General features: G+C 40.4%; 26 protein-coding genes. 21 read left to right on the top strand and 5 right to left on the bottom strand.

Annotated features, from left to right (window positions below):
• Positions 1-39: 39 nt before the first annotated feature.
• The 3 genes from MHB41_RS11930 (at position 40) to MHB41_RS11920 (ending at position 2,332) form a co-directional block, all read left to right on the top strand.
• Complete coding sequence (locus MHB41_RS11930) at positions 40-765, top strand: DsbA family oxidoreductase (protein WP_061109389.1); 726 nt, start codon at positions 40-42, stop codon at positions 763-765.
• 100 nt (positions 766-865) lie between these two features.
• Positions 866-1,315, top strand: a complete 450-nt coding sequence (locus MHB41_RS11925; RefSeq protein WP_052470354.1) for a MarR family transcriptional regulator — start codon at positions 866-868, stop codon at positions 1,313-1,315.
• A gap of 6 nt (positions 1,316-1,321) precedes the next feature.
• The gene (locus MHB41_RS11920; RefSeq protein WP_061109388.1) at positions 1,322-2,332 is read left to right on the top strand and encodes a serine hydrolase; all 1,011 of its coding nucleotides are present in this window, start codon (positions 1,322-1,324) and stop codon (positions 2,330-2,332) included.
• Between the two features lie 18 nt (positions 2,333-2,350).
• Here the strand turns inward: MHB41_RS11920 and MHB41_RS11915 are convergent, their stop codons facing one another.
• Positions 2,351-3,439 carry a GntR family transcriptional regulator gene (locus MHB41_RS11915; RefSeq protein ID WP_041118056.1) on the bottom strand — a complete coding sequence of 363 codons (1,089 nt, stop codon included), beginning with the start codon at positions 3,437-3,439 and terminating at the stop codon, positions 2,351-2,353.
• A 273-nt stretch (positions 3,440-3,712) separates the two neighbouring features.
• Here MHB41_RS11915 and MHB41_RS11910 point away from each other — a divergent pair, with 273 nt between their 5' ends.
• The 4 genes from MHB41_RS11910 to MHB41_RS11895 all read left to right on the top strand — a co-directional run bounded on the left by MHB41_RS11910 (position 3,713) and on the right by MHB41_RS11895 (position 8,897).
• Entirely contained in the window at positions 3,713-5,338 is a 1,626-nt protein-coding gene (locus tag MHB41_RS11910; protein ID WP_041118055.1) for an FGGY-family carbohydrate kinase, read from the top strand.
• Positions 5,332-6,036, top strand: a complete 705-nt coding sequence (locus tag MHB41_RS11905; RefSeq protein ID WP_034280028.1) for an L-ribulose-5-phosphate 4-epimerase — start codon at positions 5,332-5,334, stop codon at positions 6,034-6,036. The genes MHB41_RS11910 and MHB41_RS11905 overlap by 7 nt, the downstream gene beginning before the upstream one ends.
• A gap of 17 nt (positions 6,037-6,053) precedes the next feature.
• Positions 6,054-7,475 (top strand): L-arabinose isomerase, encoded by a 1,422-nt coding sequence (araA, locus tag MHB41_RS11900; protein ID WP_061109387.1) that lies wholly within the window; start codon positions 6,054-6,056, stop codon positions 7,473-7,475.
• 81 nt (positions 7,476-7,556) lie between these two features.
• Complete coding sequence (locus MHB41_RS11895) at positions 7,557-8,897, top strand: sugar porter family MFS transporter (protein ID WP_034280034.1); 1,341 nt, start codon at positions 7,557-7,559, stop codon at positions 8,895-8,897.
• Positions 8,898-8,937: 40 nt separating this feature from the next.
• On the opposite strand, the gene MHB41_RS11890 is transcribed toward MHB41_RS11895, so the two are convergent.
• Positions 8,938-9,150 (bottom strand): hypothetical protein, encoded by a 213-nt coding sequence (locus tag MHB41_RS11890; RefSeq protein WP_024427922.1) that lies wholly within the window; start codon positions 9,148-9,150, stop codon positions 8,938-8,940.
• A gap of 250 nt (positions 9,151-9,400) precedes the next feature.
• Here MHB41_RS11890 and MHB41_RS11885 point away from each other — a divergent pair, with 250 nt between their 5' ends.
• The 8 genes from MHB41_RS11885 (at position 9,401) to MHB41_RS11850 (ending at position 15,004) form a co-directional block, all read left to right on the top strand.
• Entirely contained in the window at positions 9,401-9,694 is a 294-nt protein-coding gene (locus MHB41_RS11885; RefSeq protein WP_024423071.1) for a spore coat protein, read from the top strand.
• 18 nt (positions 9,695-9,712) lie between these two features.
• Positions 9,713-10,312, top strand: coding sequence for a GNAT family N-acetyltransferase (locus MHB41_RS11880; protein WP_120208245.1), 600 nt, complete (start codon positions 9,713-9,715; stop codon positions 10,310-10,312).
• Positions 10,313-10,328: 16 nt separating this feature from the next.
• Positions 10,329-10,883 carry a hypothetical protein gene (locus MHB41_RS11875; protein ID WP_034280049.1) on the top strand — a complete coding sequence of 185 codons (555 nt, stop codon included), beginning with the start codon at positions 10,329-10,331 and terminating at the stop codon, positions 10,881-10,883.
• A gap of 159 nt (positions 10,884-11,042) precedes the next feature.
• A complete protein-coding gene (locus tag MHB41_RS11870) occupies positions 11,043-12,437 on the top strand; it encodes a polysaccharide deacetylase family protein (protein ID WP_061109386.1) in 1,395 nt (464 codons plus the stop codon).
• 256 nt (positions 12,438-12,693) lie between these two features.
• On the top strand, positions 12,694-13,248 hold the full coding sequence (locus MHB41_RS11865) for a hypothetical protein (protein WP_061109385.1): 555 nt from the start codon (positions 12,694-12,696) through the stop codon (positions 13,246-13,248).
• An 807-nt stretch (positions 13,249-14,055) separates the two neighbouring features.
• Entirely contained in the window at positions 14,056-14,247 is a 192-nt protein-coding gene (locus tag MHB41_RS11860; RefSeq protein ID WP_061109383.1) for a hypothetical protein, read from the top strand.
• A gap of 35 nt (positions 14,248-14,282) precedes the next feature.
• Complete coding sequence (locus tag MHB41_RS11855; protein WP_342502600.1) at positions 14,283-14,711, top strand: hypothetical protein; 429 nt, start codon at positions 14,283-14,285, stop codon at positions 14,709-14,711.
• A gap of 2 nt (positions 14,712-14,713) precedes the next feature.
• Entirely contained in the window at positions 14,714-15,004 is a 291-nt protein-coding gene (locus MHB41_RS11850; RefSeq protein ID WP_227001671.1) for a DUF3986 family protein, read from the top strand.
• Positions 15,005-15,026: 22 nt separating this feature from the next.
• Here the strand turns inward: MHB41_RS11850 and MHB41_RS11845 are convergent, their stop codons facing one another.
• The gene (locus MHB41_RS11845) at positions 15,027-15,509 is read right to left on the bottom strand and encodes a DinB family protein (RefSeq protein ID WP_034280063.1); all 483 of its coding nucleotides are present in this window, start codon (positions 15,507-15,509) and stop codon (positions 15,027-15,029) included.
• Positions 15,510-16,172: 663 nt separating this feature from the next.
• A complete protein-coding gene (gene sigK, locus MHB41_RS11840) occupies positions 16,173-16,901 on the bottom strand; it encodes an RNA polymerase sporulation sigma factor SigK (protein ID WP_034738387.1) in 729 nt (242 codons plus the stop codon).
• A gap of 221 nt (positions 16,902-17,122) precedes the next feature.
• On the opposite strand from sigK, the gene MHB41_RS11835 reads away from it, so the two are divergent.
• The 4 genes from MHB41_RS11835 to MHB41_RS11820 all read left to right on the top strand — a co-directional run bounded on the left by MHB41_RS11835 (position 17,123) and on the right by MHB41_RS11820 (position 20,182).
• Positions 17,123-18,244 carry a tetratricopeptide repeat protein gene (locus MHB41_RS11835; protein WP_061109381.1) on the top strand — a complete coding sequence of 374 codons (1,122 nt, stop codon included), beginning with the start codon at positions 17,123-17,125 and terminating at the stop codon, positions 18,242-18,244.
• A gap of 156 nt (positions 18,245-18,400) precedes the next feature.
• Entirely contained in the window at positions 18,401-19,141 is a 741-nt protein-coding gene (locus MHB41_RS11830; protein WP_061109380.1) for a polysaccharide deacetylase family protein, read from the top strand.
• Positions 19,142-19,225: 84 nt separating this feature from the next.
• Positions 19,226-19,954: a GDSL-type esterase/lipase family protein gene (locus MHB41_RS11825; protein WP_267542838.1), complete on the top strand. Its 729-nt coding sequence runs from the start codon at positions 19,226-19,228 to the stop codon at positions 19,952-19,954.
• A 78-nt stretch (positions 19,955-20,032) separates the two neighbouring features.
• Entirely contained in the window at positions 20,033-20,182 is a 150-nt protein-coding gene (locus MHB41_RS11820; RefSeq protein ID WP_162842499.1) for a hypothetical protein, read from the top strand.
• Positions 20,183-20,317: 135 nt separating this feature from the next.
• Here the strand turns inward: MHB41_RS11820 and MHB41_RS11815 are convergent, their stop codons facing one another.
• Positions 20,318-20,458 carry a sporulation histidine kinase inhibitor Sda gene (locus MHB41_RS11815; RefSeq protein ID WP_003217327.1) on the bottom strand — a complete coding sequence of 47 codons (141 nt, stop codon included), beginning with the start codon at positions 20,456-20,458 and terminating at the stop codon, positions 20,318-20,320.
• 361 nt (positions 20,459-20,819) lie between these two features.
• Here MHB41_RS11815 and MHB41_RS11810 point away from each other — a divergent pair, with 361 nt between their 5' ends.
• Entirely contained in the window at positions 20,820-21,341 is a 522-nt protein-coding gene (locus tag MHB41_RS11810; RefSeq protein ID WP_008356191.1) for a YqeG family HAD IIIA-type phosphatase, read from the top strand.
• 2 nt (positions 21,342-21,343) lie between these two features.
• Complete coding sequence (gene yqeH / locus MHB41_RS11805; RefSeq protein WP_267542839.1) at positions 21,344-22,444, top strand: ribosome biogenesis GTPase YqeH; 1,101 nt, start codon at positions 21,344-21,346, stop codon at positions 22,442-22,444.
• Positions 22,445-22,452 lie beyond the last annotated feature (8 nt).

The following is a 22,452-nucleotide window of genomic DNA, read 5'->3' as shown; positions in this document are numbered from 1 at the left end:
TCGTTAAAGAAAAAGCGTAAACACGGAAGGAAGATGAACATGAAAGTACAAATTTGGTCAGATATCGCCTGTCCTTTTTGTTATATAGGAAAAAAACAGCTGGAAACAGCGCTAGAACAATTCCCAGAGAAGGACCAGGTAGAGATAGAGTTTAAAAGCTTTGAGCTTGATCCACATGCACCTGCTCAAGTCGATTATGACGTTCATGATATGCTCGTCAAAAAATATGGCATGAGCCGCAGCCAGGCCATGGCGATGAATGAGCAGGTGAAGCAGGCCGGCAAAGAGAAAGGAATCGATTTTCAATTTGATCCGCTCGTGTTGACAAACACCTTTGATGCTCATCGATTGGCGCAATATGCTGGTCAAATGGGGAAAGGCGATTTTGTCATGGGAGAACTGTTTCAAGCATATTTTACAGATGGAAAGCATGTTGGTGATCGTCAAACCCTTTTACAAATTGCAGAAAAAGCAGGTCTTGATGAGAAGGAAGTACAGCAAGTTTTGGGCAGCGAAGCATTTGCCGATCATGTCCGAAAAGATGAACAAGAAGCGAGACAGCTTGGTATCAATGCTGTTCCGTTTTTCTTGATCAATGACAAGTATTCAGTTGCAGGTGCGCAGCCGGCCGATACGTTCCTGCGCGCACTTGAAACAGCTTGGACAGAGGAAGCAGCTCAAGCAGAGAAAGCGTCTGCCAATTCATTTGAAGCAGCATGTGCAGATGGCGTATGTGCGGTGCCTACCCCTAAAGAAGAAGTGTAATAGGCAAGTTCCCTATCTTTCTAAAAGATGGGGATTTTTTCTTGTTTTAATATAAAGGTTGCTTTATACTTAAGTTATCTTAATTATGAAGGTGATAAAAGTGACATCCAAAACAGCTATGATTCAAGAGCTAAACAATATCGAAGCCCGCATCCATCAAAAGCTCCGATTAGAGTTTGAAGAATTATTTGTAGATGAGTTAACCGATAAGCAGCATATTGTACTGAATTTTATTGAGCAGAAAGGGGGAAGTTCTCCTATTCAAATTGCCCAGCAATTAGGCATCACTCAAAGTGCAGTGAGTCAATTGTTAAACACGCTTGAAAAAAAAGAATGGATTCGCCGCAGCATTAACCCGAATAACCGGAGGGAATTGCATGTTGAACTTTCTGAGAAGGCAAAAACGTACCTTGAGAATATGCGAAAGGTAGAGCTTGCGATTATTGAAAAATATTATTCAGCATTATCCTTCGATGAGATCTCCACATTGACATCGATTTATGAAAAGCTTGATCAATTGATCCCACATCAAAATGAAGAGAAAGGATGAGAATGAATGACGCTCAAACAAGAAGTACAGAGAATCGCTTCCTCTTATACAAAGAAAAAGAAGGAGGCGCTGCTTGTGATCGGACTGATTCATCAAGGGGAAACGCATGTCTTTCATTTCGGGGATCACCCTATACAAAAGCGAGTGCAGCCAGAGGATGTCATTTTTGAGATTGGCTCGATTTCAAAAGTCTTTACGACAAGTATATTGGCAAGCATGATGCAAAAAGGGCAGATGAAACTCGATAATTCGATTTCTCTGTATTGTCCTCACATTCGAAAGAATCACCCCATTCAAATAGAGCAGCTGGCAACCCATACGTCTGGTCTTCCTCCGCATCGTCTTCTTAGAGATTTGCAGCTATGCTTCCTTCCTAAAGTGAGAAGAGATATGTTCTGTCAGTATTCACTCGATGAATTAATGAAACTGTTAAATTCGAAAAAGTGGAATCAGCCAAAAAGCTTTCCATCTCGTTATTCCAATGTGGGTATGGGTCTGCTTGGTTTAATCATGGGCTGGTCTCGTCACAAAACATATGAACAGCTATTGATGGAATATATCGTGGATGAGCTTCATCTATCAAGTACCTTTATTACGATTAAGGATAATGTAGAAGCAAAGATGATCTTAGGGCATCGGGAAAATGGAAAAGAGGTTCCGCCGCTTCATATGCTTGACTATCAAGGAGCTGGCGCTATTCGCTCGACCATCACAGATTTATTGTCATTTCTCTCTAGCCATCTACACGCAGATGCGGATTCTTTTTGGAAAATCACGCATGAACCAAGACGGGATATGGGCAGGAACATGTCAATGGGACTCGGCTGGGTCATCGATGACACAGGACTCATTTGCCATAATGGGGCGACGTCTGGATTCTCCAGTTTCATGGGCTTCCGCCCGCATTCAAAAACAGGCGTGGTCGTTTTATCCAACTACCGTAATCGAATCACGCAAGACTCTCCCGATCGTATAGCGTATGATCTGCTGGATATGCTGGAATCTAAAATAAAATGAGCCACTTGGAGTAGGGGCTCATTTTATTCGTTTGATCGTTTCACCTGGAACCAATTCAGGCTCGTAAAACGTTTGATCAGGGAGATTCTTTTTCCCTTGAACTTTTTTAATCATCCAGTCAGCTGCATCCCGGCCCATTTGCTCCTGAGGATGGGTCAGTGTTGTCAGCTTCACATGGGCATTTTTCTGGGCGATATATGAATTATCCTGTCCAATAATCGAGAGATCATCTGGAATGGACAGCCCGATTTCGCTGCATACGCTGGCTACTTCTAAACCCACCTCATCGTTATAGCAAACAAGGGCGGTCAGCTCATGTCTGTGCGCCATCAGGAATGTGTTAATTTGCTCCCCTAAATGCTGCTTCGATTCTGTATCGAAAAAAAGCACATGCTCAGGCAGGAAATTAAGCTTCGCTTCACCTAGCGCCTGAATATAGCCCTTCATCCGATATTTTCCCTGTAAATCATCTGTTTTTGAAATAAGCCCAATTTGCTGATGTCCAGAGGTGATCAGCTCTTTTGTGGCTAAATAGCTGGATTTTACATCATCCAAACAGAGAAAAGGAACCTCTAACTGCTCATAATAGGCATTGATCATAATGAGCGGTACATCCTGTTCTTTAAAGGATAAATAGTACGAGATGTTTGGGTTATATAAATTGCTTTTCGTCGGCTCGACGATAAGTCCGTCCACACCAAACGACAGCATCATTTCCAGCGCTTTTTTCTCCTGCTCAACATCGTTATTTGTGCTTGCCAGTAATAAAGAATAGTTCTCTTCGTTTAAACGGCTTTCAATGCCTCGAATGATAGAAGGAAAAATGTAATCGGATATGTATGTTGTAATGACACCAATCGTTTTCATATGTGCATGTCCCGCAGGTTTTGTTTGATATTGATTGGTCACAAATGTGCCTGAACCTTTTTCGCTGCGCAAAAATCCTTCGCTGGACAATTCCAAAATGGCTTTTCGAACTGTATGTCTGCTTACTTGATACATGTCTTGCAGGCTTGATTCGGTTGGAATACGCTCCCCGATCCGATAATCCCCTGTGAGTATTTTGCTTTTTATATCATCAATAATGATCTGGTACTTCTTTTTCATCGTTTCACTTCTTTCTCAGTTGATCATCTACTCGGATTGAGAAGAAATTGTATGGACATATTTTAACATGGTTGTCGGATCAAAAACAGGCGCTTCCCTTTTCTGTTATGACCCCTTCAGAAAAAATGAAAGTTTTTGTCGCATTATGTATGTACAACTATATTTATTATTGACATATGTACGTACAAATATTATATTGTGATTGTACCAGAGAATCAATGAATCTAGAAAAAGAAAATTGAAACCGCTATCAAAAATGGGGGTGAACGTAGAGTGGATCACAAAGAGACGGCCAAAGCCTTGAAAGAAGGACGGACATCTTTAGGCATTGAATTTGGCTCAACACGAATTAAAGCGATTTTAATAGATGAGGAATTTCAGCCAATTGCACAAGGTGCATATGAATGGGAAAGTTTTCTCGAGGATGGAATATGGACGTACAACTTAATTGATATCATTACAGGTCTGCAAGTGGCGTATCGAGAGATGAAAGAACAGGCCGAGCAAAAGTATGGTGTGACCATTCAAACCATTGGCTCAATCGGGGTATCAGCGATGATGCATGGCTATGTGGCATGTGATCATACAGGAGAGGTTCTCGTTCCGTTCCGAACATGGCGGAACGGAACGACCATCGAGGCGAGTCAAAAGCTGACAGACGTATTTCAATTTCATATTCCAGAAAGATGGAGCATAGCCCATTTGTATCAAGCGGTATTAGAAGAAGAAAAACATCTATCCCGATTAGAATATATGACCACTTTGTCTGGATATATTCACTGGCTGTTAACCGGAAAGCAGGCCATTGGTATTGGCGATGCGTCAGGGATGTTTCCAATTGATGAACAAACGAAGGACTACAATGAAGAAATGCTCCAGCAATTTGAAGCATTGATTGCAGAAAAAGGCTATCCGTGGAAGCTTCGGCACCTTCTGCCGCGTGTTTATTTAGCAGGCGAAGAGGCAGGCATGTTAACGGCAGCAGGGGCAGCCATTTTGGATCAAGGAAAACATTTGCAGCCAGGCATTCCATTTTGCCCGCCGGAAGGTGACGCTGGAACGGGAATGGTGGCGACAAACAGTGTAGAAAGACGGACCGGGAATATTTCTGTTGGGACGTCGGTTTTTGCCATGATTGTGCTGGAGCAGGATCTAAAAGGTGTGTATCCAGAAGTGGATCTTGTCACGACGCCGGATGGACTGCCAGTTGCCATGGTTCATGCGAATAACTGTACAAGTGACCTAAACGCTTGGATGAATATATTCAGAGAGGCATTTGAAGCACTTGGCCTGCAAGTGGAGTCAGAAAGGTTATACGAATCCTTATTGCAGCAAGCTTTAAAAGCAGATCGAGATGGCGGCGGTCTCTTAAGCTATGGCTATTACTCTGGTGAAAATATTACGAGACTGCCAGAAGGAAGACCTCTTTTTGTCAGGTCTCCTGAAAGCCGCTTTAACCTCGCTAATTTCATGCGAACCCATTTGTTCTCTGCTTTTGGTGCTATGAAAATAGGTATGGACCGGTTAAAGGAACAGGAACATGTAGTGATCGACCGCTTACTAGGGCATGGGGGATTATTTAAAACACCGCTCGTTGGACAAAAAATGGTTGCCGCAGCACTGAATACACCTGTATCAGTCGTTTCAACAGCCGGAGAAGGCGGTGCGTTTGGGATGGCTGTCCTTGCTTCGTATATGGTCCATCAGCAGCAGCAAACATTGGCTGAATTTCTCACCCATCGCGTATTTGCCCATACATCAGAAGAACTCATGGAGCCCGATCCACTCGATGTCAAAGGCTTTAACGAATTTTTAAAGCGCTATCAAAATGGTCTTGCGATTGAAGAAGCAGCGGTAGCGCATCTCATGCCAAAGAAAGGAGTGACGACGGTATGCTAGATCGCTTAAAAGAAGAAGTGTATCAAGCAAATTTAGATTTGCCAAAATACGGACTTGTGAAATTTACATGGGGTAATGTCAGTGCATGTGATCGTGACAGTGGTTTGTTTGTGATTAAGCCGAGTGGCATAGCGTATGACCAACTATCAGCAAAAGATATGGTCGTGGTGAACTTTGATGGTGAAGTGGTGGAAGGAGAATTGAGCCCTTCGTCAGATACAGCTACACATGCAGTTCTTTACAAACACTTTGAGGAAATTGGCGGCATTTCACATAGCCATTCCATGTGGGCAACCGTTTGGGCGCAGGCAGGACTTGATTTACCAGCAATGGGCACAACACATGCCGATACATTTTACGGCGCCGTTCCGTGCGCTCGTTTTCTAACAGAAGAAGAAGTCAATCGGGGTTATGAGGTAGAAACGGGCAAGCTGATCATCGAAACGTTTGAGAAAAGAAACCTAGATGTGATGGCGGTGCCGGGTGTATTGCTTCAAGGGCATGGTCCATTTACATGGGGGAAGGATGCTAAAAGTGCGGTCACAAACAGTGTGATTTTAGATGAAGTCGCCAAGATGAATCTTTTTGCCAAGCAATTGAACGAATTTGCTGAGCCATTGCCGCAGCGAATTTTAGATAAACATTACTTAAGAAAACATGGAAAGCATGCGTATTACGGACAAAAACCTTCAAGATAAAGAAACGAGGGATATTTATGTTAACAAGCCTGAAAAAAGAGTTTTGGTTTATCGTTGGGTCACAGCATTTATATGGTGATGAAGCACTGCAAAAAGTAAAAGCAGATGCACAAAAAATGACGGATGCTTTAAATGAGAGCGGTTTACTTCCTTATCCAGTGATCTTGCAGGACCTGGCTGTCAGTGCCGATCAAATCACAAAGCTTATGAAAGAGGTCAATTATCGCGATGAAGTTGTCGGTGTGATGACGTGGATGCATACTTTTTCTCCAGCAAAAATGTGGATACGCGGCACCAGTCTTTTGCAAAAGCCTCTTTTGCATCTTGCTACACAATATTATGAAAAGATTCCATGGGACACGATCGACATGGACTATATGAATCTCCATCAATCCGCACATGGAGACAGAGAATATGGCTATATTAATGCACGTTTAAATAAACAAAACCAAATTGTGACCGGTCATTGGTCAAAGCCGGAAGTGCAGCAGCAAATTGCGGATTGGATGGATGTTGCGGCTGCCTATCATGAGAGCTTTCACATCAAAGTAGCCCGGTTTGGTGACAACATGCGGCATGTGGCTGTGACAGAAGGCGATAAAATCGAAGCACAGATTCAATTAGGATGGACCGTTGACTACTTTGGAATAGGCGATCTCGTCGAATATGTAAATGCAGTAGATGACGAAGAGGTAGATGCATTATTTGCTGAGTATTTAACGCAATATGATGTGAATTATGGAACGTATTCAGTTGAAGAGTGGGAAAAAAGTGTCAAGGTGCAGGCGCGATATGAGATCGCCATCAAACGTTTCTTAGATGAAGGCGGCTATAATGCCTTTACAACAAACTTTGAAGATTTACATGGGATGAAGCAGCTGCCTGGACTTGCGGTACAGCGACTGATGGCAAAGGGCTACGGCTTTGCTGGGGAAGGTGATTGGAAAACGGCCGCACTGGACCGCTTATTAAAAGTGATGAGCCATCATCAATCCACTGGTTTTATGGAGGACTACACATATGAAATGACGTTTGGAGAGGAAGCAGTGCTGCAATCTCATATGCTGGAAGTAGATCCAGCGCTCGCCCATACAAAACCTGTCATTGTCGTGTCTCCACTTGGAATTGGAAACCGGGAAGATCCAGCACGTCTTGTGTTTGATGGAAAAGCAGGCGAGGGTGTCGTTGTCTCTATAGCGGATTTTGGAACACATTTCAAATGGCTCATACAAGAAGTCGAAGCCTTTGAGCCAGAGGAAGCAGCACCTCATTTACCAGTTGCGCGTGTATTGTGGAAAATCAAACCGAATTTTCAGGATGGCGTCAAAGCATGGATTAAAGAAGGCGGGGGCCATCATACAGTCGTGTCTCTCAATTTAAAGGTTGATCAAATTGTTCACTTTGCAAAGCTAGCCAATGCAGAATATGTGGTTTTATAGAAGGGGGAAAGGTCTTCTACTGGTTACAGTAGAAGCATCGGGTGAAATGAAAGCGGTTAATTAAGTGAGGGGGTCATCCACTTGGAGAAAAAAGTGTCAAGCAAATTTATCTTCTTTTTCGGGTCCTTTGCAGGCATCTTATTTGGATATGATATTGGGATTATTGCAGGGGCAGAGGGACATATTCAGGAAGAATTTCAGCTCAGCCCATTATGGCTTGGAATCGTTGTCTCTTCATTAATGGGCGGGGCCATCATTGGCTCCATCTTAAGCGGTCTCTTAGGGGATAAATTTGGCCGCAGAAAACTCATTTTGGTCTCATCCGTGATCTTTTTTGTCGGGGCGATCGGATCAGCTGTCGCACCAGAAGAGATTTCACTCACCATCGCTCGAATCTTTTTAGGGACAGCAGTAGGAACAGCTTCATCTTTGGTTCCTGCTTACATGTCTGAAATCGCTCCTGCTAAAATCCGCGGGAAATTATCTGGGCTCAATCAGCTCATGATTGTAACGGGTCTATTGCTCAGCTATATTGTTGCGTTTGTGTTTGAGCCCATCCCGGACAGCTGGCGCTGGATGCTGGGAAGTGCCGCTTTATTTGCGATCGTGCTTTATATTGGCATGCTGAAGCTTCCTGAATCTCCGAGATATTTGATTAAACACGGAATGGCTCATAAAGCACGGGAAGTATTAGGATCACTGCGTTCTTCCCGTGAAGAAATCGAATCAGAAATGCAGGAAATTTTAGAAGTCGCCAAAGAAGAACGCTCGGGGATTCGTGAATTGTTTCAAAAGAAATTCCGAATGGCTCTTTTCATTGGGGTTGGAATGGCAACCCTTCAGCAAATTCAAGGCGCGAACTCCATTGTCTATTATGCAACGAGTATCGCTCGGAATGTAGGTCTTGCGCCGCAGGTCGCCGCAGGTTTTACAGTCATTGTCGGTGTCATTTTCGTCGTCACGACCGTGATCTTTTTACAATTTGTTGACCGCTTCGACCGCCGAACGATTCTCACCGTAGGGGGATCGGGCATGGCCCTTTCTTTCTTTGCTCCAGCCGCATTAGGGGCACTTGGCGTTAGTGAAGGAATTTTAAACTGGGTGACATTGATTTCACTTTGCTGCTTTATTTTGTGCTATGCCTTCTCGTGGGCACCGATCACTTGGATCATCATCGGCGAAATCTTCCCGCTTTCTGTCAGAGGCATCGGAGCAGGTATCTCTTCTGCCTTTAACTGGACCGGATCATTAGCAGTTGGACTTGTTTTCCCTATTCTGGCTGATCAATTCAGCTTTGGGGTCATTTTCTCCTCATTCGGAGTCATCTGCTTAATCGGGCTGTTATTCACCCGATTTGTGCTAGTCGAGACAAAGGGAAGAAGTTTAGAGCAAATCGAAACCGATATGGCTGCACGTGTATAAATTTAAGAAAACCATCTATCCCATGTGGGTAGATGGTTTTTTACTCAAGCGTCTGTTTGAGCTCATTTGGCAGTAAATCAATCAATTGATCATAGGAAGACAAATCCAGCACTTCAAGCAGTGCGTAATATTTCGCGTAAATTTCACTCAGCTGATCAGGATGGTTTGTTTGATATTGATTCAGATGTAATTGAGTTAGTTCAAGTGCAATGTCTAGCTTGTTTCGTTCGAATGGCTGTGTCGTGTTGATCATATCGTTCACCTCTTATTTGATAATGAGTGGAAAAAATGCATTGAATAAAAAGAGCTGATGTTTTGTTTTCATGGATGACCTGTCTTCGTAAGATATCATTTGTATAATATGTTAAAATTGTCCTTTTGTAAAGAAAGAGAAAAATAGATAGAAAGTGGATTTTTTTAAAAATAGACATGCATCTAATCACGAAAGGTGCCTCTGACATACGATAGAGTGTAAGTGAAAGACAACTTGAAGGGGTGTTGAGATGAGCCGAAATCGATTAGATGATTTCTTCTTTGGACCTCGCAGAGGAAACCAAGGAGGAGACGAAACGGTTGTTTTCCCCACACGTCAAATTGTCAACACAAGAACGAATGAACAAACGATCAGAAAAATTCATCCAACGCATATCACAAACGTCAATAAAAACATCAAAAGAATCGAAAACTACTATCCGGTCACTGAATCGACTCACAACGAGTATATTGTAGAAGAATACGATTGCGGCAGTGATATTAAAAACCCTTGCTGCCGTCCGGTGAAGCGCTGTAAGTGGTAATGAAGGGGGCATCCTTTTATGGGATGCCTTTTTATATTCAGAAATAAAATTTTGATCAAAATCTCCTTTCAAGATAAAATTAGAAGTATCCATCATTCTTTTGGAGGCGGTTTTCTGAATATTCGATTGTTAACACCAGATGATGCTGAAGAATATGCAGCACTCAGACTAGAAGCACTGCGATTAAATCCAGAGGGTTTTGCGATGAGCTATGAGGAAGAGCAAATCAATACAAAGGACAAATATAAAGCGCGTTTTGCTTCGGCCCAATCTATGTGGACTTTTGGCGCTTTTCATCAAGGGCAGCTTGTGGGGGCAGTCACGCTCATCCAAGAAACCTTGCAGAAGTTAAAGCACCGAGCGAATCTGACAGCGATGTATGTAACACCTAGTGCCCGCGGAGAAGGAGCAGGCCAGGCCTTGATGACAAAAGCTCTTTCCTTTGCGCGAGAACGGCAGGATATCGAGCAAATGTATTTATCAGTGGTGACAACTAATCACTCAGCCAAGCGCCTCTATCGCTCCGTTGGATTTGAGTCGTACGCTGTCGAAGAAAAAGCGCTAAAATGGGCTGATACATATGCAGATGAGGAAAAAATGGTTTTATTTTTATCATAGTCTGGAGGAGATAGAAGTGGATCAACAGGCCATGCGTATCATATTAGCAGCAGGACCCAATAGTGAGCTGGAATCTTTTGCCCTGCGTGCAGCACTTGAAAACTTCGGCGTGAAAGTCGATATGCATTGGATCGGAAGACCGAATGATCTGATTCATGTGTTATCTGGTAGAGCTAGAGGTGAAATAGATTACCTTCTTTTATCGTTTCACGGTGAAGAAGGAGCATTTATCATGCCTGAATTAGGGGAAGATGTTTACGAAGATGAGGAGCCTAGAGATACTGCCTTTGGAGTGGATGAAATCAAGCGGTATGCCTCCTTAAAAGGAGTTCATGTCATCTCTACAGGCTGCACACTAGGAGAGAAAAATTTAGCAGATGCTTTCTTAGAGTCAGGAGCTACATCTTATACGGCACCGGACGATTACATCGATGGGAATGCAGCATTTATTTTTGTGCTGACCATGCTGTACGAGCTCATGAACAATACAAAGACGGTCAGAGCGGCATTTGATCGAGCGCGTTCCATTGATGAAGAAACGAAATTATTTCAACTATATATGCAAAAGTAATCAAAGGACTGAGAAATCAAGTCCTTTTTTTATTCCTCTCTAAAAATGTGTCGAAAATGTGACAGTTATGTGATTTGCAAACTAAAAAGGGTGCATGCAAAGTCTATCCTACAAACACACGTCATTCAGGCATGACGGCATCACGAGAGGAGAATCATTGTGTCAATGAAATGGAAAGTCAGTCTCGTCCTATGCGGACTTGCGATGATCATCGGAATCGCTGCGTTTTATCATAATCAGCAGGCAAGCGGGACAGAGAAGAAGAAGGTAGAACCAGATGCGAGCTATAAAGAAGTTGAAATTGTGACCCTCGTGAATGACGGGAGATACTTGAGATATGCTGTGAACTATCCTGTGTTTCATCAAAAAAAGCTAGATCAAGAGATGAAAAGATTTGCAGAAACAGCGCTGGACAAATTCAAAACATCGTTTAGTGAAGCAAGTGATGTCGATGAAGATCATCGATACGAATTAAACATAGATTACGAGATTACTCATTATGCCAAACAAACTGCTGCGATCAAATTCAATACATATGAATTGAAAGGCGGAGTAAAAGGCGCACAAGAAACGAAGATATTCAATTTTGATTTCAAGAAACAGCAGTTTTTATCAATTGATGATCTATTTTTATCAAAGAAAAAAAGTCTGCAAAAACTGTCTCAAATGACATTTGAGGAGTTGAAAAAAGATCGCTCTCTTACTGAAAACGAGCATTTGCTCAAACAAGGAACGTCTCCTAAGGCAGAGCATTATCAGTATTTTGCCATCAAAGATCGTTTTATTGAATTTTACTTTCCAGCAGGGCAAATTGCACCAGTCAATCAAGGCCCTCAAGTGCTGGCGATTAAGAAAACACTGCTTAAAGGCATGTTAAAGCCAGAATACATCAATAAAGAAAAGAACAAAAACGAGAAAAAAGAACCGATCGCAAAAAGAAAGATCGTAAAACTGCCAAAACAGGGAGTATTCAACCCAAATCAAAAAGCCATTGCCCTTACATTTGATGATGGACCAAATCCATCAACGACCTCAAAAATCTTAACAGCTTTAAAAGAAAACAAAGGACATGCGACATTTTTTGTATTAGGAAGCAGGGTTCAATATTATCCTGATATGCTGGGTGAAATCAGAAAAGGTGGAAATGAAATCGGAAATCATTCCTATAACCACCCTTTACTCACAAGACTGCCATTAAAACAAGCTATCAAACAAGTAGAAGATACACAGCAAATCATTGAAAAAGCAGGCGGGTTCACACCGACTCACTTTAGACCGCCATATGGTGGAACAAACAGTCAGATCAACGCGGCTGTCAACATGAAAGTCACACTTTGGGACGTAGATCCTGAAGACTGGAAATATCGAAACAGCCAATACGTCGCCAACTACATTCTCACACATGCGTCTAGTGGAGAAACCGTCTTAATGCACGATATCTATGACACTTCTGCAAACGCGGCTGTCACGATCATCAAGGAATTGACCAAACAAGGATATCAATTACTAACAGTATCGGAGCTTGAGCAGTGGAAGGAAGCACAAACTGATTAATTTGGAATAAAAATTAGCATTTTTGATGTTTATTAGCTTATATGATTTTGTGCTTAATTATATTTAGTTCAAAAGTTTCTATCAATTAGAACTCCTTTTGAAATAAAATATACTTGTATAAATAAATTTTAAAGATTTATTTTATTCTTACTTTTTTACTTAGAAAACATTTCTAAATTTTGTGTTGTAATTTCATTATAAGATATGTTAAATTGTAATTATATTGAAAAAAATATAAAATATGGGAGTGTTTTCAGTGTTTAAAAAGTTTTTACTTATTTCTTTGAGTTTGTTTATTATGTTTAGTGTTTTTTCTAGTTCACTAGAAGCGAAAAACACTTCAACAAAGACAGTAAATGAACTTTGGGAAGAAAAAGATTTCAAAGCAGCAGAAGTAATTATGAAACACCTAGATACTTATACTGATAAGAATGGATATAAGATTATAAGAGTTTTAAAGAAGAAGACTTTAGACAAAGAACTTGCTAATTTAGATTATCCGATGACTTCTTCTCAATTAGTGTCTTATGTTGAAAATTTCAATGAATTAATTAATGATGATAAAAAATTATCAGAGTTCACTAAGAATGTATCTAATGAACTTTCTAGTTTAATAAATAAAGATACAAATAGCGAAATTAGTGTTAAAGGTGCTATTTCATGCAGTAATGTACTAGGGGCTATTGGATTAATTCATGCAGGCTCATATACTGCTGCTGCTCTTGCTCTAGGAATTACAGGTGGACTTTCTGCTTCTATTCCGTTTATCATATCTACTGCATATTATTTAGGAAGCACGCTTTGTAAATAATATTAAAATTAAAAAAGGGATTGGATATAATGAATTATCTTAAGAAGTTTTATTTTTCTTATATTTTTTTAGGTATAACTATTATATTATTTTCCCGTGCATTCAGTGGTGAAGATAATGGAATGTATTTAACTATTATTTTTCTGTTTCTTGCAAATTTCACATGTTTTGCGTCAGAATATCTTTTAATTAAATATTTTGAAGAAAAAAAACAATTTAAATTTCAAAAACGAAATGAATTTCTGCAACATAAACAAGTGCGGAAAGGGTATGTAATATTTATTGGAAGTCAAATATTCGCTACATTAGTTATATTCTTTGCTTTTAAAATGGTATTCTAAATATGGGTAATAGAGGGGGCTTTTGCCCCTTTTTATTATCTAAATTTTCGATTTAATTTCACTGAAAATTAATAGATTAAAACTCTTTTGTTTTTTCAATGCTTTCCTTCAAACTTTTCCTCATTTTTTCTCCCTCTATAATGACATGAAATATTTCTATAAGCTTAGTTACACAATCGGGTACACATCTTCAAGTTGTCCCAATCTCTTTTCTTTAATTCAAGTGCATATAGGATGTAGATTTATAGCTCAATATTGATTTTGTTTTTCTCAATTCTTCATTTTACTTATCTAAAAAATTTAATTAATTGAAATTAAGTTGCCTCTAAAGTATGACTGAAAGGGTAGAGTATTTGAGGCAGAGGAGCATCCATTTTTTGAGTATTTAAATGTATCAGGTTTGGTTTTCATTATTGTTGTTGGGATCCATGAGGTGAGTGAGAAGCATTAAAAGTATCATAGGCCTATGATGACCTTCTTTGCCGAAATCATTGACGGCCAGATGAACATTCTAGATCCGGATCAGGATATTGAAGAAGTAAAATGGGTCAGCACTCAAACCTTTCAAAAGCTAAACCCAAAGCTATCTCACATGCTAAAATTAAACCAGCAAACACAAGCTTTTTATGATTTTGAGGGGAATAGAACAATTGGTTAAATCCAAATTGATATAGGCATGAAGGAGCGATATTGATGTTTTTATACTACGGGCCTACAGAAGCTCCAGTAGAAAATCCGGGAGGAGAATTCATGAAAAAGATCTTCTTTCAGGAGGGTGAAGAGTATTGGAAACAAGGTAACGGGGAATCTTCCATTGAGATAGAGGAAGATTGGGAATGCGAGACTCTAGTTTTCTTTTATACTGAGCCGTATGGATTCTTTATCATCAGATATCCAGATTGTTTAGTCCCTTTTCAAAAGGTAGAAAAGATCGAAACGATCGAGCATTTCATAGCAGGATCACCATTGCATGTGCCATCATGCAGCTATGTCGACCGTCATCAGGCTTATCAAATCGTCCAATACTTTTTGACGACAAAAACGGTACCTGATTTTGTTGATTGGGTTGAGTTGAGGAATATTGATTTTCAGCAAGATATGAAAGTTAAGGGAGCAAGATAAAAGTGTGTACAGATGAAAGAATACATAGGTTAGATGAGAGTATGCATGTACATGTAGGATATTATGAACAAGGTTGTGATTATGAAGGCGTGTTTTTTAAGAGTTTAGAAACAGGAAAATGGTTATTGTTTTTTGATCAAAAAAGTTACGGGTTGAATCTCTTAAAGAGTTATGAGGAATACAATCATTTAGGCTTATTCATTGGGGAATATCCCATTGAAGATGATCAAATCGAAGAGAAAGGTCAGCAATTATTTGAGTGCTTTTTAAAAGAAAATGGCATTGTGGAATAAATGAATGGATCTTTAACTGACCTTACTTTTCATAAGAATGTACTGATTTTAACTTTCTACCGATAAAATTAGCAGATACAGGTGTTAATTCTTTTTCTCTTGCCCAAACAGAAAGTTGACCGATATGGTGAATTTCGTGGGCAATTATATGATGTAATATTTCATTTTTAGTGTATTCATCTTCATCCCAAGGAACTGTTACTATTCGATCTTGTTTTTCATCTAAATGAAACTTTAAAATTTCAACGATTTCATGTCGTAAAGTAGATGAGAGAGTTTTTACCTTCGTCAGAGACTTGTAATCATCAAAATTCAATACCACGTCTTCTTTACCCTGAATACCACGGAGCCAACTATATTCAACATCGATAATGTGAAAAAGAGTGTATAAAATACTCCCCACTCCACCTATGCGGTCTTGTAACAACTCTTCTGTTGTTAGTTGATGACACCAGTTAACCCATTCGTCTCTAACCTGCCAGTTGTACTCAAAAAACTTAATCATTATGATCACTCCAAAGTTAAATTGTTTCTTTAAGTACTGCTATTTCTTAAAGATATTCTTGTAGAATTAAACGACACAATGTACATGATCTGGTGTCAGTTTAGAACCAATCATACTATCAACCTTGTTTTCATAACATGACCCTTGGAAACTGTTACGTTTATAGGGTCTCTTGCAGCAAGTTGTTCTTTTGGGTAAGCGGTAGTTTATCAATGTGTTTTAACAAATTACTAAACGCCTTCCTCATACTTCTAATATCCCGAATGTTTGTTCCTGTATTGATTATACTAAGCTTTCTGACAGGTATCAAATATCAACATTTACTTTTAACAGAGCCTTTTTCTCTTCAAAAAAATTGATTAGCAAGAATACACGAAGCATCATATTTTATTTTTTCGTATTTAAATTTTTTAAGCATTAATGCAGAATACAATACTTATATGCAAATCGCTTTGCCATCATTTCCTGCAGTACTCTAAATAGTGGAGCATAATAAATTGATTTCCTTCATGCCTTAGTTCATGACCAAAATCTTGCCATTGTTCTTGAGGGCTAAGGCGGCAGCTATTATCAAAAGAAATGCAGAGTGACAGTAGCTTAGCGCCGAAATAAAAAACAGACCTCATGAGGTCTGTTTTTGTTAGAAGTTAGGAAAATTCATTTTCACTTCCCCTTCTCCCGCTTTCGTTTCTCCTTCTCCGCCCGGTAAAACTCATGAAACATCTTCATCAGCGCGCGCTTCTCAATCCGGGATACATAGCTCCGCGATATCCCAAGCTCTTTGGCTATTTCCCGCTGCGTTTTTTCTTTCTTTAAATCAAGGCCAAACCGGCCGACGATCACTTCTTTTTCTCGGCCGTCGAGAATGTCGATATACTCCTTTACTTTTTCAAGCTCCATGTTGAGCTGAATGGTATCAATTACATCTTCATTTTCGGATTTTAAGACATCAATTAATGAAATTTCGTTGCCTTCTTTATCCTGACCGATGGGATCATGCAAGGAGACATCTTTTTTCGTTTTTTTGAGCGCGCGTAAATGCATGAGAATTTCATTTTCAATACACCGCGCCGCATACGTTGCCAGCTTTGTTCCTTTTCCAGAGGAATAGCTTTCGATGGCTTTAATGAGTCCGATCGTCCCGATGGAGATGAGGTCTTCAGCGTCTTCCCCGGTATTTTCAAATTTCTTTACAATATGGGCGACGAGCCGAAGGTTATGTTCAATCAGCATGTTTCTTGCATGTTCATCGCCCTGTGCCATGAGGGCTAAGTATTTTTTTTCATCATCTCCCGAAAGGGGCTGTGGAAAGGCATTGTTTTTGACATAGGACACTAAAAACACCAATTCTTTGACCATCAATCCCATCGCTGTAAATACTCCTGCCACGATTTTCACCTCCACCATGTTTAGGCCGCTGCCTATATCCTCAAATGTATGTGAAGGGGGGATTGTCTGTGTCTGTACGATGAAAAAATCATGTTTTTCGAAAAATGTTCGTCTCTTTTTACAGCTCCCCTCATATGTTTGCGGTTTCTTTGCGGTGCTTGGCGGTCAAGAAGCGTGCTAAAATATGTAATATTAGACCGAAAAGGAAGGGGTTTTTTCGGAACATGGGGAAGGTTCTATCTTCACATGTAGGTATGAAAATTAATGAATGGTATCGAATGATACGGCAGTTCAGTGTTCCAGATGCGGAAATCTTGAAAGCGGAAGTTGAAGCGGAAATTGAACAGATGGAAGAGGACCAGCATTTACTGATTTATTATCAGCTCATGTGTTTTCGGCACCAAATCATGCTTGACTATATACACCCTTCAAAATATCAACCTTTCTCAGTATCTAATCTAGTCGATAAAATCGAAAACTCCAATCATGAGTTATCTGATATGCTGCATTATTACCATGCATTTTTTCGTGGCATGCATGAATTTAGTCAAAAAGAATATTTAGAAGCCGTCAAATATTATCGAGTCGCAGAAAAGCAGCTGTCCATGGTATTTGATGATATTGAGCAGGCAGAGTTTCATTTTAAAGTGGCAGAAGCCTACTATATCATGAAACAAACACATGTCTCCATGCACCATATTTTAAAGGCGCTGGAAATATACGATCAGCATGATGCGTATACCATTCGCATCATTCAATGTCTCTTTGTCATCTCAGGAAATTATCAAGATTTAAAACGAAAAGACCGGGCACTGCCTCATTTAAAAAAGGCAAAACAGCTCGCATCTCAAATTGATCACCCGCGCATATACAGTTCAGCGCTCTATAATTTAGGAAAATGTTATGGTGAGCTTGGCTATAGAGAGGAAGCGGAACGATATTTAACGGAATCTGCTGATCTTGCCCGCAAAGAGCTGCTTCCAACGCTTCCGCATACGCTCTATACGCTGGCGAAGCTGCTTTTTAGACAGAATGAACAAGCGGATGCCCTGCGCATATTAGAAGATGGGAAATTGGCTGCAAAGAAGCATGAAGACCAGCTGTTCTGTCATATGTTTGAGTACCTGGATGCTTTATATGTTCAGGAAATCAATGAAGACCAACTGCAAAAAACCATTGATCATTTGGAAAAACTTAGCCTATACTCTTATATAGAGGATATCTCACTAGAAATTGCGACAGCCTTAGAAGCCTCTCAACAATACAAGAAGTCCAACCAGTATTATCAGAAATTATTATGGGCTCAAAATCAAATCCAAGAAGGAGAGTGTCTGTATGAATTCTAAGCAACGTTCGACAGTTGAAGAGAGAAACCAAACGTGAAACAAAGAGCGGGCCAATATGGCCGGCTTTTTTTATTTAAAAAAAAGCGGATATGAGCATGAATTGATGAGAAAGCGGGCAATTTATCGGTAATGATGTTCGGTGGAGGAGGCGGTCGAATGAGAGAGCTGCATATCTTGATGTGTATATGGCTGCTATGTGCTTTTATTCCTAATAAAATAGAGGCACGTACATTAAAACGAGTCGATCTTGAAAAAACGGGACGTGCCTTTTGGGATGTGAGAGCGGAACGGAAAAAGATTGCGATCACCTTTGATGATGGACCTCATCCAGTGTATACAAATCAAATATTGGATGTGCTGAAGGACCATCAAGTGAATGCAAGCTTTTTTGTGATAGGGAGCCGAATTCATACATATCCAATGATCGCAGAACGGATTGTGGACGAGGGGAATGAACTCGGCAATCATACGATGAATCATACGTATTTTGACCTTTTGTCGTCAAAGGAGATCAAGCGGGAATTAAAAGAATCAGCGGCTCATATCGCTTCACTCCAGCCTGGCGGTCCCTTATTATTTCGCCCTCCTGGTGGACGCTTAACAATGAAATCATTCCGCATTCTATCAAAGCAAGGGTACGATGTGGTCATGTGGTCCTTTACGCAAGATCCGAAGGACTGGTCAAGACCAGGCGCACGTAAAATTGCAAGCCGAATCATTGATCATATTCAAGGCGGCGATATCATCCTTTTACATGATGGCGGAGGAAATCGCAAGCAAACGGTAGAAGCATTGAAACAAGTGATTCCTGAGTTGAAGAAGAGGGGCTATGAATTTGTAAAAGTAAGTGAACTGCTGCACCATGACAAAGCATATATGCCTGTTCAGCTGCAATAGGCAGCATTCGTCAAAAACATTCATTCATTGAAACCAAAAGTCTTGTCGTTTACTATATGAAGAGGGCTTTTGGAGGTGAATGTTGTGAAGAAATATGTTTTCCTTTTTATCCTACTATGTGTTGCTGCTGGGTGCTCAAAGCCAGTACAAGAAAGCGTCATTGCATTTGGTGACAGCAATACAAGAGGATCAAACTGGGACTTTCGAGATTATCCAACATCTGAAAAATGGGTGAATCTCATGAAAAACGTCGAGCGCGGCCAAATTCAAGTGAAGAATGCAGGTATTGGCGGGCAGACGACTGAAGACGCGAAACTTCGCTTTGAGCAGGATATTTTAAAACAGAAACCAACTTACGTCCTCATCATGTTCGGCACGAATGATGCGGCGATTTTAGACGGGAAACATCCCCGAGTGACGAAAAAACGGTTTAAAGAAAATTTAATCTACTTTGTTTCTGAAAGTAGAAAAGAAGGCATAACCCCGATTCTCATGACCTGTGTGCCTGTTGTAGAAGGCGGGAAAAATGGCTTGTATTATTACTCTAGATATAAGTCATCTTATTTTGCCGGGAGAGGCGGGGCAAGAGCCTGGCAAAACTCTTATAATGATATCACCAGAGAAGTAGCGAAGGATGAGCAGGTGCCGCTTGTCGACAACTGGAAAGCTTTCATCCGAGAAGCTGGAGAAGATAGTGATCATGCCCTGATTCAGTCAGGTTTGATCGACCCTTCTGGCAATCATATGACACCAAAAGGGGCGAGAATTATTTATAACGAAATCAAAGAGCGTGATGTCATCAAACATTTTTAAATGATGGCCATCTGCCTAAACAAGACCATCCATCCAGCATATTCTAACAGTATATCTTCCTAGAAGGAGGTAACTGATATGTGGGGATGTCCTTATCCTTACCCTGCGTGTTCGCCTTATCCAGCACAAGGAGCAGGAATCGGTTACGCTTTTCTTGTTGTGTTCCTTGTGGTCATTTTAGTCGTAGGCGGAGGGTTATGGTTTTGGAATGAACAGCCTTGCAATTAAGACACCTCTTCTTTCATCAGAAGGGGTGTTTTTTACGGAAAATAGTAGTAAGCCTATAGCGCAAGTGATATAATATCAGTCACCTGAGTTTAAAAAAGGAGAGTGCTCGGGAGGCATGGTTCCTGTGATATGGAATTAAGAGGAAACAGAGAGCATATGCCCGAGCGAACGTCTTTTCATTTCTGTCTCAATTAATTCAATGAAGTCGCGATTTAAGTTCATTTCATTTGCTTTATAATACGATTCTATAAGTAAATCATCTGACAGCTTTTTCATACTAGAAACCCATATGATGGGAAAAACACCTCCCCTGAAAAAGTTGGCATAAAATTTGAGGAAAAGACATATCATCATAGGTTGATCGACTGTCTTTGAAGTACCTTTAATCTACCATGAATGGGAAACAAGAACAATCGTTCTGTTATCCACATGGTTAAGTGGATAACTTGTGGGTAGAGTGTTTATAATTGAATGAAAGCGTGATGGAATATAGGTGGATAATGTGTGTAAAATTATCCACACCTGTTGAAGGTCCTCATCATATGTCGAAAACTTTTTCATTGTATTCGATAGACAGACAAATTGTGATTTGATTCGACACAATCGCTGAAAACCAATGGAAGAAAGGGTGCAAATTGTGCTAAAGAAGTATTTCTTACCGGATGAATTTGTGAAAAGTATTTTCCACATTTCACCGCAAAAATTAAAAGAACGAAATGTAAAAGGAATTATTACCGATCTAGATAACACACTAGTAGAATGGGACCGTCCAAGTGCGACACCGCGCTTAATTGAATGGTTTCAAGAAATGAAAGATCACGGGATACAAGTGACGATTGTATCGAACAATAATGAAAAAAGGGTCAAGCTTTTTTCTGAACCGGTTCATATTCCGTTTATTTATAAAGCGAGAAAGCCTATGGGAAGAGCCTTTAATAAGGCAGTCGCTGATATGCAGTTGAAAAAAGAAGATGTGGTTGTCATTGGAGATCAGCTCATGACAGATGTTCTTGGCGGGAATCGTCATGGCTTCCATACGATTTTGGTCGTTCCTGTTGCTGCCTCGGACGGATTTTTCACAAAGTTTAACAGGCAGATTGAACGCAGAATTTTAGGAGCCTTAAAGCGTAAGGGCCACATTCAGTGGGAGGAAGAGTAATAATGGAAAAGGTTGTTTGTATTGGCTGCGGTGTAGCCATTCAGACGGAAGATAAAGATCAATTAGGATATGCGCCGGCAGCATCTCTATTGAAAGAAGATGTGATCTGTCAGCGCTGTTTTAGGTTAAAGAACTACAATGAGATTCAAGATGTTTCTTTAACAGAGGACGACTTTTTAAATATATTGCACAGCATTGGAGAGACAGATTCTCTCATTGTGAAGGTCGTTGATATTTTTGACTTTAACGGAAGCTGGATCAATGGACTGAGCCGTATTGTCGGCGGTAATCCGATTTTACTTGTCGGCAACAAAGTGGATATTTTACCGAAATCCGTGAAAAAAGATCGTCTGATTCATTGGATGAAACGGGAAGCAAAGGAAAACGGATTAAATCCTATCGATGTTTTCTTAATCAGTGCAAGCAGAGGCCAGGGTGTGCCTGAGGTGATGGAAGCGATCGATCATTACCGCGAGGGAAGAAATGTCTATGTCGTCGGCTGTACGAATGTTGGAAAATCAACATTTATCAATCGAATCATCAAAGAAGTATCTGGCGAAGAGAACGTTATTACTACATCCCAATATCCAGGTACTACACTTGATGCGATTGAAATTCCGCTTGATGACGGGTCTGCTTTATTTGATACGCCGGGCATCATCAACCGCCATCAAATGGCGCACTATGTCAGCAAAAATGACTTGAAGATTTTAACGCCGAAAAAAGAATTGAAACCGAGAACGTTCCAATTAAATGAAGCACAAACGCTTTATTTTGGCGGACTGGCTCGATTTGATTACGTAAAAGGCGGCAGAACATCATTTGTCTGCTATATGCCAAATGAGCTGAACATTCACCGGACAAAGCTGGAGAACGCAGATGATTTATATGAAAAACATGCAGGGGAACTCTTGTCACCGCCATCAAAAGAGGGAATGGATGATTTCCCGCCGCTCGTTCCGCATACCTTTACCATTGATCAGCCAAAAATGGACATCGTCTTTTCAGGTTTAGGCTGGGTCACTGCAAATGATGCGGGCAAGCAAATCAAAGTTTATGCGCCAAAAGGCGTTCATGTGTTTATGAGACGTTCGTTAATTTAAATGTTCAA

Source organism: Bacillus sp. FSL H7-0578, from assembly GCF_038630855.1.
In the GTDB taxonomy this organism is placed as follows: domain Bacteria; phylum Bacillota; class Bacilli; order Bacillales; family Bacillaceae; genus Bacillus; species Bacillus safensis.
The sequence above is the reverse complement of the archived record's forward strand: the minus strand, read 5'-3'. Positions and strand labels throughout refer to the sequence as shown.

Coding starts and splice junctions, on each gene's coding strand:
- MHB41_RS11930 (WP_061109389.1), top strand. CDS start 40: ATGAAAGTACAAATTTGGTCAGATATCGCCTGTCCTTTTTGTTATATA.
- MHB41_RS11920 (WP_061109388.1), top strand. CDS start 1,322: ATGACGCTCAAACAAGAAGTACAGAGAATCGCTTCCTCTTATACAAAG.
- MHB41_RS11915 (WP_041118056.1), bottom strand. CDS start 3,439: ATGAAAAAGAAGTACCAGATCATTATTGATGATATAAAAAGCAAAATA.
- MHB41_RS11905 (WP_034280028.1), top strand. CDS start 5,332: ATGCTAGATCGCTTAAAAGAAGAAGTGTATCAAGCAAATTTAGATTTG.
- araA (WP_061109387.1), top strand. CDS start 6,054: ATGTTAACAAGCCTGAAAAAAGAGTTTTGGTTTATCGTTGGGTCACAG.
- MHB41_RS11890 (WP_024427922.1), bottom strand. CDS start 9,150: ATGATCAACACGACACAGCCATTCGAACGAAACAAGCTAGACATTGCA.
- MHB41_RS11885 (WP_024423071.1), top strand. CDS start 9,401: ATGAGCCGAAATCGATTAGATGATTTCTTCTTTGGACCTCGCAGAGGA.
- MHB41_RS11880 (WP_120208245.1), top strand. CDS start 9,713: ATGGGATGCCTTTTTATATTCAGAAATAAAATTTTGATCAAAATCTCC.
- MHB41_RS11860 (WP_061109383.1), top strand. CDS start 14,056: ATGATGACCTTCTTTGCCGAAATCATTGACGGCCAGATGAACATTCTA.
- MHB41_RS11855 (WP_342502600.1), top strand. CDS start 14,283: ATGTTTTTATACTACGGGCCTACAGAAGCTCCAGTAGAAAATCCGGGA.
- MHB41_RS11845 (WP_034280063.1), bottom strand. CDS start 15,509: ATGATTAAGTTTTTTGAGTACAACTGGCAGGTTAGAGACGAATGGGTT.
- MHB41_RS11835 (WP_061109381.1), top strand. CDS start 17,123: ATGGGGAAGGTTCTATCTTCACATGTAGGTATGAAAATTAATGAATGG.
- MHB41_RS11830 (WP_061109380.1), top strand. CDS start 18,401: ATGAGAGAGCTGCATATCTTGATGTGTATATGGCTGCTATGTGCTTTT.
- MHB41_RS11820 (WP_162842499.1), top strand. CDS start 20,033: ATGTGGGGATGTCCTTATCCTTACCCTGCGTGTTCGCCTTATCCAGCA.
- MHB41_RS11815 (WP_003217327.1), bottom strand. CDS start 20,458: ATGAAAAAGCTGTCAGATGATTTACTTATAGAATCGTATTATAAAGCA.
- yqeH (WP_267542839.1), top strand. CDS start 21,344: ATGGAAAAGGTTGTTTGTATTGGCTGCGGTGTAGCCATTCAGACGGAA.